The sequence below is a fragment of the Klebsiella sp. B345 genome (genome assembly GCF_051131735.1).
Lineage (GTDB): Bacteria > Pseudomonadota > Gammaproteobacteria > Enterobacterales > Enterobacteriaceae > Klebsiella.
In genome coordinates, this window is sequence record NZ_CP180443.1 from 303,546 (window position 1) to 317,202 (window position 13,657).

The 13,657-nt window shown below is 57.2% G+C and carries 11 protein-coding genes; 5 read left to right on the forward strand and 6 right to left on the reverse strand.

Translation table 11 applies throughout. The features are described 5' to 3' along the window. Positions 1–85: 85 nt before the first annotated feature. The 4 genes from ACMYSO_RS01460 to hpaD form a co-directional block, all read right to left on the reverse strand. Positions 86–1,132 carry an amidohydrolase family protein gene (locus ACMYSO_RS01460; RefSeq protein ID WP_123754284.1) on the reverse strand — a complete coding sequence of 349 codons (1,047 nt, stop codon included), beginning with the start codon at positions 1,130–1,132 and terminating at the stop codon, positions 86–88. Between the two features lie 41 nt (positions 1,133–1,173). Further along, positions 1,174–2,463, reverse strand: coding sequence for an FAD-dependent monooxygenase (locus ACMYSO_RS01465; protein WP_434668923.1), 1,290 nt, complete (start codon positions 2,461–2,463; stop codon positions 1,174–1,176). Between the two features lie 64 nt (positions 2,464–2,527). Beyond that, complete coding sequence (locus tag ACMYSO_RS01470) at positions 2,528–3,769, reverse strand: MFS transporter (protein ID WP_434668925.1); 1,242 nt, start codon at positions 3,767–3,769, stop codon at positions 2,528–2,530. Between the two features lie 88 nt (positions 3,770–3,857). Then, positions 3,858–4,871, reverse strand: coding sequence for a 3,4-dihydroxyphenylacetate 2,3-dioxygenase (hpaD, locus tag ACMYSO_RS01475; RefSeq protein WP_434668926.1), 1,014 nt, complete (start codon positions 4,869–4,871; stop codon positions 3,858–3,860). A gap of 340 nt (positions 4,872–5,211) precedes the next feature. Between hpaD and ACMYSO_RS01480 the strand changes: the two genes are divergently transcribed. The 5 genes from ACMYSO_RS01480 to ACMYSO_RS01500 all read left to right on the forward strand — a co-directional run bounded on the left by ACMYSO_RS01480 (position 5,212) and on the right by ACMYSO_RS01500 (position 11,585). Beyond that, positions 5,212–5,643, forward strand: coding sequence for an OsmC family protein (locus ACMYSO_RS01480; protein WP_434668927.1), 432 nt, complete (start codon positions 5,212–5,214; stop codon positions 5,641–5,643). Positions 5,644–5,778: 135 nt separating this feature from the next. After that, on the forward strand, positions 5,779–6,648 hold the full coding sequence (locus ACMYSO_RS01485) for an oxygenase MpaB family protein (protein ID WP_434668928.1): 870 nt from the start codon (positions 5,779–5,781) through the stop codon (positions 6,646–6,648). Positions 6,649–7,074: 426 nt separating this feature from the next. After that, positions 7,075–7,992: a bestrophin family protein gene (locus ACMYSO_RS01490; protein WP_434668929.1), complete on the forward strand. Its 918-nt coding sequence runs from the start codon at positions 7,075–7,077 to the stop codon at positions 7,990–7,992. A gap of 178 nt (positions 7,993–8,170) precedes the next feature. Further along, entirely contained in the window at positions 8,171–10,471 is a 2,301-nt protein-coding gene (locus ACMYSO_RS01495; RefSeq protein WP_434668930.1) for an FdhF/YdeP family oxidoreductase, read from the forward strand. 229 nt (positions 10,472–10,700) lie between these two features. Beyond that, positions 10,701–11,585: a LysR family transcriptional regulator gene (locus tag ACMYSO_RS01500; RefSeq protein WP_434668931.1), complete on the forward strand. Its 885-nt coding sequence runs from the start codon at positions 10,701–10,703 to the stop codon at positions 11,583–11,585. Positions 11,586–11,604: 19 nt separating this feature from the next. On the opposite strand, the gene ACMYSO_RS01505 is transcribed toward ACMYSO_RS01500, so the two are convergent. Continuing rightward, positions 11,605–12,042 carry a hypothetical protein gene (locus ACMYSO_RS01505; protein WP_434668932.1) on the reverse strand — a complete coding sequence of 146 codons (438 nt, stop codon included), beginning with the start codon at positions 12,040–12,042 and terminating at the stop codon, positions 11,605–11,607. A 133-nt stretch (positions 12,043–12,175) separates the two neighbouring features. Further along, positions 12,176–13,585: an MFS transporter gene (locus ACMYSO_RS01510; RefSeq protein ID WP_434668933.1), complete on the reverse strand. Its 1,410-nt coding sequence runs from the start codon at positions 13,583–13,585 to the stop codon at positions 12,176–12,178. Positions 13,586–13,657: the final 72 nt, after the last annotated feature.

The window sequence follows — 13,657 nt, forward strand, 5'->3', positions numbered from 1 at the left end:
AACCCTTTTTTTATAGTGTAGGTGTAGATGTTTTGGTGCAAAACGAGGGGGATCGGAATGTCCTGTCCCCCTCACTACCAACGGATTAGTCGAGATGGAACATCCGCGCCGCATTACCGCCGAGGATATTGGCTTTATCTTCCGCTGAAATATCCAGGCTCTGAATGGTATCTACCCCTTGGAAGAACCAGTCTTTACGGATCGGGTAGGAGCTGCCGTAGATGATATTTTTGCCGCCGATCACCTTCACTGCGGCTTCCAGCTGGGCTTTACCCCATTGCGGTGCGCCGGAAGTGTCAAAGAAGATATTGTTGCTTAACTGCGCGCGCAGATTGCCGGTCCCGGTCTGGAAACGATCCACGGCATCGTTGAACTGATGCTGCGGCGGCACCAGCATATCGGCGAAGGCGTAGAATGCGCCACCCAGCATGGAGTGGATAAAGCGCAGGTTCGGCAGTTCATCAAACATACCGCTGAACAGTTCGCGCCCGACGGCGGTAGCCTGGTCGATACAGCGGCCAAACTGGCGACGCTGGTTGGTGTACGGCAGCACGGAATTGTAGTCCACCGGCAGCGGAGTATGGTGAACCACCACCGGCACTTCCAGCGAGTTCAGGTAGCGCAGGTAAGGGCGGAATGCCGGATCGTCAAGGTAGATTTGTCCGTAGTGCGCGACAATCTGCGCCCCGCGAAAACCCAGTTCATTCAGGCAACGATCCACTTCACGTAGACAATCTTCGGTGCCCCACGGCGGCACCACCGCCAGCGCCGACATCTTGCCGCCGCTGCGTTTTACATACTCGGCCATCCGGTCGTTGACCTTTTTGCAGGTCTCAAGATCCAGCCACTCTTGCCACACCGGCAGACGGAAAATCGCATGGTCAATACCTGCTTTTTCCATGTCCGCCAGCTGGCTTTCAAGGGTGTACTGGCCTTCGGCGTAGTTAAGGTTCACATAGCCTTTAGGCTGTTCGATGATCAGCTGGCGCAGCGGTTTACCTTCAATCTGCTCAACCCGGGTGTGCACGCCGTACTGTTTCGGCACGCAGTCGAGAAACGCGTTCAGCAGTTTCTGGTCAGAAAACAGGTCGCCTGGCAGCCAGTGCATGTTGGCATCGATAATTTTAGTCATCTGTACTTTCCTTTTGTTTTTGATATGACGTTGGGGTGTTGTTATTTCTGTTCTGTTGCAAAAACGGACTGATATTTTCCGGGTGCCGCGTTCTCTTTCTGTCCGGGGATCCGCATCCCGGCTTTGGCGTGATATTCGCTAAAAATCGCCAGTGCCTCTTCATGGGGGAAAATAGCTTCGATATCGTCAAACGGTTTACCACCGCTGCGCTCCTCGACAATCCGGCGCACCACTTCCGGACCTTCGCCACGGGAGGCCAGCACCAGCCAGTTCACTTTTTCGCGGCGCTCTTGTTCGTAGGCCTGAAGGGCGGCAACCGGGTCGCTGATGGCGCTCAGTTTTTCCGCCAGCACCCGGGCGTCTACGAACGCCTGGCACACGCTGTTGCCGCCGCGTGGATACATAGCGTGGGCGGCATCGCCGAGCAGAGTGATCCGGCCAAACGACCACTGGGGGAGCGGGTCATGATCGATCAGCGGGAACAGGTAGCATTCACGGGCCTGGCGGATCATCTCGCTGACGTTGAGAAAACCGAGCTGACAGTCGTCGAACACATGCTCAATCTCTTTCACGCCGGTTTGCTGGTTCCAGTCCTCTTCGCTTTGCGGTTTTTCCGCCTGCTCAATCACCCAGTTGACCAGTTGATTACCCTGACCATCGACGTTGTCCTGAATGGGGTAGACGATCAGGGTGCCCTGACGGATCGGGTCGCCAATGTGCAAAATTGAGCCACCGGTTTTGATTGGCGGCATCACCGTGACGCCGCGATACAGCGTCAGGCCGGAAAAGTGGCTGCGCTCGGATGCCGGCAGCAGCTGACTGCGTACCACAGAACGAATGCCGTCAACGCCAATCACCACATCGGCGCGTACCTGTTGCGGCGCGGCGGGGTTGTGGCTGTTATCGAAGTTCACAGTCACGCCGTGATCGTCCTGGGTGAAATCTACACAGCGGCAACCGAGGGTAATGGCGTCGGGACCCAGACGTTCCTGCACGGCACGGTAGAGCATCATCTGCAGATGACCACGGTGAACAAAACGCTGGTCATGCTCATAACCCATATGGCGACCGCACTGTTCACCGAAAATCTGCTGACCGTAGCCGGTGTAGAAAATGGACTCCTGGGCCTCGACGGAGATCGCGCAAAACTCCTCGTAAAGCCCCAGCTCTGTTAACTCTTTCACCGCATAAGGTTTGATATCCACGCCAACGCCCAACGGTTTAATTTCCGGTACGGCTTCAAATAAACGTGGGGTAAATCCCTGCTGGTGTAAGCGCAGGGCTGTAGCCAGCCCTGCCGGACCGGCACCAATAATGACGATATCCAACATAATGACTTCCTCAGTGTGTTTTATCGGCAGGCCTGATGGCCTGCCATCGTTAGTTCACAAACGGCTAGTTCACGGACGATTTGTTAATGCCTGCGCTTTCGGTGGCGCGATGTTCAACGGTTGATTTATGGTTCGGATCGCGGAGCCAGACGGGGATACCGACCAGGCACACCACCAATCCCCCTATTACCAGCAATGAAAGCGAGTGACCGGTATGGTTGTGCAGCGCATTGAAGAACAGCGGTGGCCCGAGAAATACGCCGATTAATGTCAGTTGCGTAATAAGCCCGCTGGTTGCGCCAATGCTGTCCCGCGAAGGAGCCACCACCGGTGCTAGTGCCCACATGCCCACCAGCAGCCCGCTGCCGAAGGTAAAGACCCACGACGCCACCAGCGAAGGCCACAGTCCCAACTGCAGGCTGAAGATCATCAGCGCCGGTAGGCCCGTAAGCACGATCCCCATCGCCCCAATCAGCGTCGCCCGGACCCCGCGGTTGAGCAGGGCGCCGACCATCAGACAGCCGATACCGTTACAGACCATCGCCACCACGTTCCAGCGCGAGACCGCCAGCACATCCACGCCATAGCTTTTGGCCAGCCAGGGTGCGAGGGTGGTGATAACGCCCGTTTGCAAAAATGCATCAGCACCGAAGGAGATCCCCAGCAGCCACGGCAGCGGGCTTTTCAGAACATCGCGCAGGCCCCGGGTGCGGGAGAACATGACCTTTTCTTCCGCACTGCGTCGTGGCAGGCACAGCTGCGCCAGCACCACCAGTAGTAGCGTCAGTATTGAGTGGGCCAGGAACGCCGCTCGCCAGTCAGCAAAGTGCTCAGCCAGGCCAGCGGTCAGGAACGGCAGCAGAAAGCTGGCGGGGACAAAGGTCGACCACAGCGCCATGGCCATCGTTCGCTGTTTGCCGGTGGTAATACGGATCAGCAACGTCACTGCGGCCACCGCCGTCAGGACGTAGCCGACGCCGGTAATCGCGCGACAGATAAGCAACAGCTTGAAGGTGGGAGAGGCAACCACCAGCAGATCGCCGGTGACGATCGCCAGTGCACCAATCAGCAGTACAGCCCGGTCACCAAAACGGTCGACGGTGTAGCCCGCCAGCAACGCGCCGAGGGCGACCATCAAGGAAGGGAGCGACATGATAAGCCCCACCTGGCCGTGCCCGTTGATCTGAAACTCTCTGGCAATGGCGCCCAGCTCGGTCACCGCCTCGCTGACGGTCATTGCCGCCATCACGCCGAGGGCGTAGGTCACCAGAATTCTGAGGTAAGCATTTTGAAAAAATGTAGCCACAATCGTACTCCTGGATGCTGTTAAGTTTGCTCTCAGGCCGCGTGCGGCGCCGGGAGCGATGAGGTACAGCGTGTGACGATGTGCAAAATCAGGCGTCGTTGGCCATGGCCAGGAAGCGTTCCAGGTCCGGCGGCTCCACCCGCAGGCGCGGCGGCTGCGGGGTGACCCCAACGAAGGTGGTGGCTTCGGTAAACCACTTGTTCTGTGCCGGCAGCCCCCACTGGTCGGCCCGTTTCGGGTCGGCGAGATCCCAGCCGATCGCCGGTTCAGGATCGATATGCTGGTAGTGGGTGTTGAACAGCTCGATGCGATGGCCGTCGGGGTCGCGGAAATAGATAAACAGCGCGCCGCTGATCCCGTGGCGTCCTGGGCCGCGCTCCAGCTGCGGGGCATAGCCCAGCGCGCCGGCTACATCACAGGCACGGATCATGTCGTTGGTATCCGGGATGGTGTAGGCAAAGTGGTGCAGGCGCGGGCCGACGCCGTTGGTAAAGACGATGTCGTGCGGGTTGCCTTTGCGCTGCATCCACACGCCCCACAGCTGTGTTTCACCTTCCAGTTCGGACCAGGTGTATTCGCTGGTGCGAAATCCCAGGCGCTGATAGAAGTCGAAGGCGGTACGCACGTTGCTGGCCTGCAGTTGATAGTGGTCAAGCCGCTGAGCGCAGGCGCCGCGATAGCGATCGTACTGCTTGAACATCCGCTCACGCGGTTCCATGCTGGCGCAGAATTCCAGCGGTACGCCGATGCTGTCATTGACGTGTAGGGTTAATCCCTGCCAGGGAACATCCACCAGTTGGGCATCAATGCCCTGGTCGTTGAAGTACGCCATCGCCCGCAAGATGTCCTCATCGCTATGGACCCGCATGCCGATACGCGCGCAGCCCGGTTGCGTACTTTTACGCAGTACCAGACTGTGGTGACCGCGCTCTTCCAGGCCACGTAACCAGACGGTGGATGCATCTTCATCGCTGACGATCAGGCCAACCAGCTCGCTATAGAAATGTTTACTTGCCTCCAGGTCCCGTACGTTCAGAACCACATGGCTGGCCCGCGTCACGTTGAAGGGGGGCTGGCCGACGATCTCATTTATGTGCTGCATTGTAGGGTTCTCTCTTTCAGTCATCACTTCAGGTATCGGATAGGTGGCGACTCTGCGGTCGCCTGTGCTGATCAAGACAATGCTCAATTGAGATATATCTTTTATTACGATATATCGCGCAATGAACTGATAGTAGATGAGCCGAAAAAATTCGCTATCTCGCAATGATGAAAATGTGATCTGTTGCGCGAATGTTAATCATTGTCGTTAAGCTGTTAAAAACTGGCCCGCGGCGTGTGCTGCGTTAACGTTTTGTTTTCGATAGAATTGTCCGAATCGTGACCCGAGTTCGCCTACGCCATCTATACTCAGGATTCGACATCTCAACAGGAGCGAATCGATGGCAATCCATAAGAAAGGTCAGGCGCACTGGGAAGGGGATTTGAAAAGCGGGAAGGGGACGGTATCGACCGAAAGCGGCGCGTTGCACCAGCAGCCTTATGGTTTTAATACCCGTTTTGAAGGGGGGAAGGGGACCAACCCCGAAGAGCTGATTGGCGCGGCGCATGCCGCCTGTTTCTCGATGGCGCTGTCGCTGATGTTGAGCGAAGAGGGGTACACGGCCACGTCGATTGACACGGTTGCCGTGGTGACCCTGGATAAATCCGGCGGCGGTTTTGCCATTACTCAGGTGGCGTTGCAGAGCCAGATAGTTCTGCCGGGCATTGATGCGGCGGCCTTTGATGGCATTATTCAGAAAGCAAAAGCCGGCTGCCCGGTATCGCAGGTGCTCAACGCCGAAATTAGTCTCGACTACCAGCTTAATCCTTGAGCCTCCGGTGCCCGTTTGCTGCGGGCACTTTCTCCATCGCGTTACGCGGAATATCATCATCCGGGTTAAATTTCGGGCCAGTTTCGCGCCAGATAATGGTATCTTTTGCCGTCACGGACAGCATCAGGCATAGCAATGACCCGCATACGAGAAGCGATCGAAGCCCAGGTTCTGGGTCTCACCGGTATGGCATTAAAAGAGATTGATTTTGAGCAGCCGAAAGGGGAGCCGGGGCTGTTTGGTCCGTCCTCCGCCATCTGGCAGGTACACGGCGATTTCACTTCGATGCTGTGCGGCGGCATCAGCGCCTTGCTGTTACAGATGCTGCACCCACTGGCGCTGGCCGGCGTCTGGGATCACTCCAACTTTCGTGACGATATCTTTGGCCGCCTGCGGCGCACCAGCCAGTTTATTTCTGCCACCACCTTTGGCACCACGCCTGACGCCGAGCGCCTGATTGCCAAAGTGCGCGGCATTCATCTGCGGATCAGCGGTTGGGACAAAGACGGTACCGCCTATGAAGCCAGCGATCCGGCGCTGCTGACCTGGGTGCATGTGGCGGAGTGCAGCAGTTTTATGGCTTCGCACCTGCGCTATAAACGCACCGTGGTCAGCGAGGCGCAGCAGACGCAATATTTTCATGAAGCGGCGGAAATAGCCCGCCGTCTGGGGGCGCGGGATATTCCGCTGACCCCACGGCAGGTGGCGGAGTACCTGCAGGATATGCGCCCGTCGCTGCGCTGCGATGAACGCACGCGAGAAGTGGCAGAGGTATTGCTGAACACCCGTTTACCCAGCCGCCTGAGTCAGCCGGTGGGGCAGTTGCTGATGCGTGCCGGAATAGACCTGCTGCCGCCCTGGGCGCAGGAGATGCTGTCGCTGCGCCAGCATCCTGTGACGCGACACACCGCGAGGCTGGCGGTGCATGGGGTGGCCAGAGTGCTGCGGGCTTCGGTGCGTAATGGGGCTTATCATTGTGCGATGCGCCGCATGAACGAGCATTAATTAACATATATAAATAAGTGTGTATTAATTATTTTCTGGCGCGATATGCGCCATGATGATGCTATTTTCCTGATTCCGTACTTTATTTCGTTAGCATATATTTCGCCCACGCAAACGTATTATTTCGGGAGCCGCAACGCGCGCCGACGTTATTTTCCACGCTGGGGAGAAAACGACCGTTATTTCCTGTCTGTCGCCAACACGGCACCCGATGCCGCATGATAGCTGTTCCCACGTGCTGCTGGCGGAGGATTGCCTGAAAGTGAAAAAAGGACCATACTTGATCCGCCATTATTCCATCGCTGGTTTATGGTTATTCACCAACGCGCATGCAACGTGCAGTATGCCGGGTATCTATCAATACAATAAGCCAATCGGTTAATAGCATTAGGCTATTACCAGAATCGGCATTCAGGAAGTTAGCTCATGATCATCCGACCAGAACAACACTGGTTTCTTCGCCTGTTTGACTGGCACGGTTCCGTGCTGTCAAAAATCGTTTTTCGCCTGCTGCTGAATGTCCTGATGTCGATTACCGCCATCATCAGCTATCAGTGGTATGAACAACTGGGGATCCACCTGACCGTGGCGCCGTTTAGCTTGCTGGGGATTGCCATCGCCATTTTCCTCGGCTTTCGTAACAGCGCCGGCTACAACCGTTTTGTCGAAGCGCGTAATCTGTGGGGCACGGTGCTGATTGCCGAGCGCACCCTGATGCGGCAGCTGAAAAACATCCTGCCGGCAGAGCATCACACCCATCAAAAAATCGCCAGCTATCTGGTCGCCTTCGGCTGGAGCCTGAAACACCAGCTGCGAAAAACCGATCCCCAGGCCGACCTCAACCGGCTGTTGCCCGCAGAAACGGTGGCGGAGATCCTCCGCAGCGCGATGCCGACTAACCGCATCCTGGTGCTGGTGGGGCATGAGCTGGGCCAACTGCGGGCCGCGGGTCAGGTCAGCGATATCACCTACGGCCTGATGGACAATAAGCTCGACGAGCTGGCCCATGTGCTCGGCGGCTGCGAGCGGCTGGCCGGCACGCCGGTGCCGTTTGCTTATACCCTGATTTTGCAGCGCACCGTCTACCTGTTCTGCTCGTTGCTGCCGTTCGCCCTGGTGGGGGATCTGCACTATATGACTCCGTTTGTCTCGGTATTTATCTCGTACACCTTCCTGTCCTGGGATTCGCTGGCGGAAGAGCTGGAAGATCCCTTTGGCACTGCGGCGAACGATTTACCCCTCAACGCCATATGTAACACCATTGAGCGTAACCTGCTGGATATGACCGACCAGGGGCCGCTGCCGGAGCCGCTGCGTCCCGACCGTTACTACAACCTGACCTGATCGTCTGCCGGGCGCGGCTGTTAAATAAGTTAAATCTAACGCGTGATAGATAACATTGATTATACAGTTCTGCGCCTGATTGTTATGCTTTCGTTAACAAAACGTCCGCCTGCGGTTATCGCGGCGGACGTATCGTTTTTACGTCGACCCGCCGTTCGACGGGCATTCAGGAGCAGATATGAACATGAAAAGACGCGCAGTGCCTGGCGTACATCCCTATGACGGTCCGGCCGGCGGCTGGGGCGCGCTGAAAGCGACCGCCATCGCTGTACGTACTCAAATGGATGCCCTCGTTGCGCCGCAAACCCTGCTTCGCACCAACCAACCGGATGGTTTTGATTGCCCCGGCTGCGCGTGGCCGGACAAAGAGCACAAGTCGACCTTCCAGTTTTGTGAAAACGGTGCAAAAGCGGTGACCTGGGAAGCGACCAGCAAGCGCGTGACCCCGGCATTTCTGGCGGCAAACACCGTCAGCTCTCTGCTGGCAAAAAGCGATTTTGAACTGGAAGGCTACGGGCGTATCACCACACCGCTGGTCTACGACCGGGACAGCGACACGTTGCGTCCAACCTCGTGGGAGCAGGCTTTCGCGCGTATCGGCGAAGTGGTCAGCACCATGGCGCCGGACGAAGTCGAGTTCTATACCTCCGGTCGTGCCTCTAACGAAGCGGCGTATCTGTTTCAGCTGTTTGCCCGTGAACTGGGTACCAACAACTTCCCGGATTGCTCCAATATGTGCCATGAATCGACCAGCGTCGGGCTGCCGCAGTCGATCGGGATTGGCAAAGGCACGGTGTCGCTGGATGACTTTGACGCCACCGAACTGGTGATTTCTATCGGTCATAATCCCGGCACCAACCACCCGCGCATGATGGGCACGTTGCATGAGCTGTCACGCCGTGGGGTGCCGATTATCGTCTTTAACCCGTTGAAAGAACGTGCGCTGGAGCGCTTTGCCGATCCACAAAACGTTATCGAGATGGCGACCTACAGCTCCACGGATATCGCCTCAACCTATTTCCAGGTCAAAGCGGGTGGCGACGCGGCGGCGCTGAAGGGTATTGCCAGGGCGCTGCTGGAGATGGAAGAGGCGCAGGGTAACATTCTCGACCTGCAGTTTATCGCCGATCATACCCAGAATTTTCAGGCCTTTGCCGACGATTTACTCGCCACCCAGTGGCAGGATATCGAGCGTGAATCCGGCCTGACCCGCGCGGACCTGCAGCGGGTGGCGCAGGCCTATGCGGCATCGAAGGCGACGATCGTCACCTACGGCATGGGGATCACCCAGCACAATAAAGGGACCTCGAACGTTCGGCTGATCGCCGACCTGCTGCTGATGCGCGGCAATATCGGTAAACCCGGCGCCGGGATCTGCCCGCTGCGCGGTCACTCAAACGTTCAGGGAAACCGCACCGTTGGCATTACCGAGAAACCGAGTGCCAGCTTCCTCGCGAAGTTACAGGCGGAGTTTGGTTTCGAACCGCCGCAGGAACATGGCCATGATGCGGTGAAAGCGCTGCAGGCGATGATCGAGGGCAAATCGAAGGTGCTGTTATGCCTCGGCGGAAACTTTGCGGTGGCGATGCCCGATCATGAGCGGGCCTTCCCGGCGATGCGCGGGCTGGATCTCAGCGTGCATGTCGGCACCAAACTCAACCGCTCGCATCTGCTGGTGGCGAAAGAGACCTTTATTCTGCCGTGCCTGGGGCGTACCGAGCTGGATGAGCAGGAGACCGGGCGTCAGTCGATAACCGTGGAGGATTCGATGTCGATGGTCCACGCCTCGTCGGGCAAGCTGAAACCGGCCTCGCCGCACCTGCGCTCGGAGCCGGCGATCGTAGCCGGCATGGCGATGGCGGTGCTGCCCGCCAGCAAAATCGACTGGCTTTCACTGGTGGCGGATTACGACCGTATCCGCGATCTGATCGAACGGACCATCCCCGGTTTTGATAACTACAACCAGCGGATTCGCCACCCGGGTGGTTTCCGGATGCCGCTGCCGCCGACGGAGCGTATCTGGCCGACCCCGAGCGGTAAAGCGATGTTCTCGGTGTTCCACGGGGTTCATGAAAATGTGCAGGTCGAAGGCGACGAGGTGATGCGCCTGGTGACCTTACGCAGCCATGACCAGTACAACACCACCATTTACGCCATGGATGACCGCTACCGCGGTATTTTCGGCCGCCGCGACGTGCTGTTTATGAACGAGCAGGATATGGCAAAACAGGGGCTGGAGCATGGCGATCGGGTGGATATCACCACCGCCTTGCCGGACAGCGACCTGCGGCTGGAGGATATAACCCTGGTGGCCTACAGTATCGCTCCCGGTACCGTTGGCGCCTACTATCCGGAAGCTAACGTGCTGGTTCCGCTGGACTATATCGATCCAGAAAGCGGCACGCCGTCGTATAAATCGGTGCCGATTCGTCTGACCCTGCGTTCAAAAGAGATCCTGCCGCTCGCAGGAGTACGCTAATCCCTCCCGTCCGGCTGCCGGTACCCACCGACGGTCGGACGGTTACCATTGATATCCCCCCAATCACCGGTACTGAACAGCTCAGTATCGCCTGCGTATTCCCGGCGCGGCTTGTATTTGGCCGGTGCGGAACGTAACATTTAGCTAACATGTCTTTTTTTCCGCGACGAACGAGGTCTGCATCGTCGCGAGGTTCGTCATTAGCGGACGGTTCTACACCGGGTCAACCATGGATATCAAACAGCTCAAATACCTGATCGCCCTCGACCAAACCCGTCACTTTGGTCAGGCTGCGGCGCTTTGCCATATCACCCAGCCCACTTTATCCATGCGTATCCGCAGTCTGGAAGAGGAGCTGAATCTGGTGCTGATCCAGCGTGGACAGCGCTTCGAGGGCTTTACGGCGGAGGGCGAGCGCATTCTGGCGTGGGCGCGGGCGCTGCTGGCGGCCCATGACGGGCTGGAAGCGGAGGCAGCGATTTGCCGCGGCCAGATGGTGGGGCAGCTGCGAGTCGGGATGGTGCCGCTGGCCAGCCTTAACCCAATGCAGTTGATTAAACCGCTCAGTGAAAAATACCCCGAGCTGCAGTTCAGCCTGCTGTCGCTGACTTCTGAGCAGATTATCGACGGCGTGAGCCGCAACCAGCTCGATCTTGGGATCTGTTATCTGCACCATGTCGACAGCCAGCTTTTCCATGTGCAGTGGCTCCCGGCCACGCGGATGGGGCTGCTGCACGATAAACGCCATTTCCAGTTTGCCCAGGGCACCCCGGACTGGGAGGCACTGGCAGCCTTGCCGCTCGGTTTTCTCACCAAAGGGATGTACTACCGCGAATCTATCGAGATGAGCTTTAAGGGCAAAGGACTGACGCCGAAAACGGTGTTTGAAAGCGACTCGACCTTTCAGATAATCCAGGCGGTACAGGCCGGGATCTGCTGTGCGATTATGCCACTCAACAATGGGCTGGAGGCGCTAAGCGATAATCTCGACATTATTCCCATCGCCGAGACCGAAGTGGATTCCATGCTGGCGCTGATTATGCGTAATAAAGAGCCGGTGTCGTCGCTGGCGGAAAAATGTTTTGCCGATGCCCGGCAGATTTTTAAGGTGTAGCCTTTAGCATACCGACGACTTATTTGCAGCCATCCTGATTGAGACGGGTAAATAGCGTTTTAAACGATTCTTCGTGCAGAATATCGCCTTGCAGCACCGAGACCTTGAGATCAAATGAGGGCGCAAACAGGGCGTTGAGATCGGGGTAGTTGAGCTGGCGCAACCCGCAGGCGGCGTACAGTTTGCCGGCAGGCGTGGTTGACGCGATCCGGGCCACCGTCACCAGAGTATTGACGGCATCAGCAGAGGCGACGATGGTGGCCAGCGCCTGTTGTTCATCATTGTTGTGTGCCATAAAACCGTTAGCACCGCGGGAGAAATAAACGGCGGCACTGATTTTATCGCTCGGCAGCGGTGCTGATTGTGCCGCGAGAGCAGACGTTGACAGAACGGCGATTAACGCCAGAACCAGCCGGTTGGGAAGTGCGGCGAACTTTCTTTTTCCATTGATAAACATGATGACGCTCCTTGTCATGGGGATAAAACAGCTGACAGGAGTAATAACATAGTGATCGGTATCGCGCAATTAAGCTACTTTGCTTTCTGGCAGCGCGCCGCCAGGCATTACCCGGCGGCGCGGCACGCGGTTATCAGATATCTTCCAGTTGAATGCCGCGGGTTTTCGGACCAAAAATACCCACCGACAGCATCACCATCAGCATACTAACCACGATAAAGCTAATCACCCCCGGCGCCCCGGCGTATTGCAGAATAATACCGATCAGAATGCTGGTTATCGCCGTTGACAGGCGGCTGAAGGAGTAGCAGAAGCCAACCGCGCGGGCGCGAATATGGGTCGGGAACACCTCGGCCTGATAGGCATGGTAGCTGATGGTCAACCAGGCGTTGGACCAGGTGATCATAAAGCCGCAGATCACCAGCATCACCGGGTTGTTTTGCAGCGCAAACAGGGTACCGAATACCACCGTCATCAGGGCTGAAAGCACGATTTGCCATTTGTTCTCAAAGCGGTGAACAAAACGGGTACAGAACAGGCAGCCAATCGGGTAGGCGAGGGTAATGAAAAAGGCGTACAGCAGACTGTGGGTAATGCTGGCGCCCTGGCCGGACAGCAGCGCCGGCAGCCAGTTGCCGAAACCAAAGAAGCCAATCGCCTGGAAGAAGTTCATCACCATGAGCATGATTGTGCGCCGGCGATACTCCGGCGCCCAGATGGCTTTAAACGAGCCGGTTTTGCGCTGGGCCTGGCTGGTGTCGGGCTGATGCGGTGCCGAAGGGGCGATACCGCAGCGTTGTTCCATCTCGCTCATCACCGCGTGGGCGTCCTGATGGCGGCCTTTGACTTCGAGCCAGCGGGCGGACTCCGGCAGTTTTTTGCGAATCACCCAGATGATCAGCGAACACAGGGCGCCGAAAATAATCACCCAGCGCCAGCCGGTGAGGCCGAAGAGGGTGATCGGCACCAGCATCCACGACATCAACGCCACGGCGGGCACCGACAGAAACTGAATAAAGAAGGCGAAGGCAAAGGCTTTGTTGCGCAGGTGCGTCGGCACCCATTCACTCAGGTAGGTATCGATGGTCACCAGCTCAATGCCCAGCCCGATGCCCACCAGGAAGCGGCAGAAGATCACCCCTTCGGCGCTGTTCTGAAAGGCCATCAGCAGCGAAAACACGCCATACCACGCTAGGGCAAACATAAAGGTCAGGCGACGTCCCAGCTTGTCCGCCAGCGGTGCCAGCAGGCTGGCGCCGATAAACAATCCGAAGAAGGTGGCCGAGGCAAACGCCGCCTGATCCGAAATGCCAAAAATCCCCTGTTGGCCGGTATGGAAGATGTTTTCGGCCAGCAGTCCGGTACTGATATAGCCGGTCTGGAACAGATCGTAGAGTTCAAAGAAGCCGCCCAGCGCCAGGAGCGTAATAAACGACCACAGGCCGAATGAGGCAGGCAGGGCATCAATACGCTGGGTTAAGCTGGTGTGGGGCTGTCCTGGGGACGCAAAAGGCGCCTCTCCCAGAACCTGGGTGGTAGACATATTATTATTTTCCTCAGATAAAATGTTTGCTTGCTAATGTTATTGGATTGTTAATGGTTTTAAATTTTTAAT

What these genes read in the sequence shown, in the direction of transcription:
- ACMYSO_RS01460 (WP_123754284.1), bottom strand. Translation starts at nt 1,132, where the DNA reads ATGACTAAAATTATCGATGCCAACATGCACTGGCTGCCAGGCGACCTG.
- ACMYSO_RS01465 (WP_434668923.1), bottom strand. Translation starts at nt 2,463, where the DNA reads ATGTTGGATATCGTCATTATTGGTGCCGGTCCGGCAGGGCTGGCTACA.
- hpaD (WP_434668926.1), bottom strand. Translation starts at nt 4,871, where the DNA reads ATGCAGCACATAAATGAGATCGTCGGCCAGCCCCCCTTCAACGTGACG.
- ACMYSO_RS01480 (WP_434668927.1), top strand. Translation starts at nt 5,212, where the DNA reads ATGGCAATCCATAAGAAAGGTCAGGCGCACTGGGAAGGGGATTTGAAA.
- ACMYSO_RS01485 (WP_434668928.1), top strand. Translation starts at nt 5,779, where the DNA reads ATGACCCGCATACGAGAAGCGATCGAAGCCCAGGTTCTGGGTCTCACC.
- ACMYSO_RS01490 (WP_434668929.1), top strand. Translation starts at nt 7,075, where the DNA reads ATGATCATCCGACCAGAACAACACTGGTTTCTTCGCCTGTTTGACTGG.
- ACMYSO_RS01495 (WP_434668930.1), top strand. Translation starts at nt 8,171, where the DNA reads ATGAACATGAAAAGACGCGCAGTGCCTGGCGTACATCCCTATGACGGT.
- ACMYSO_RS01500 (WP_434668931.1), top strand. Translation starts at nt 10,701, where the DNA reads ATGGATATCAAACAGCTCAAATACCTGATCGCCCTCGACCAAACCCGT.
- ACMYSO_RS01505 (WP_434668932.1), bottom strand. Translation starts at nt 12,042, where the DNA reads ATGTTTATCAATGGAAAAAGAAAGTTCGCCGCACTTCCCAACCGGCTG.
- ACMYSO_RS01510 (WP_434668933.1), bottom strand. Translation starts at nt 13,585, where the DNA reads ATGTCTACCACCCAGGTTCTGGGAGAGGCGCCTTTTGCGTCCCCAGGA.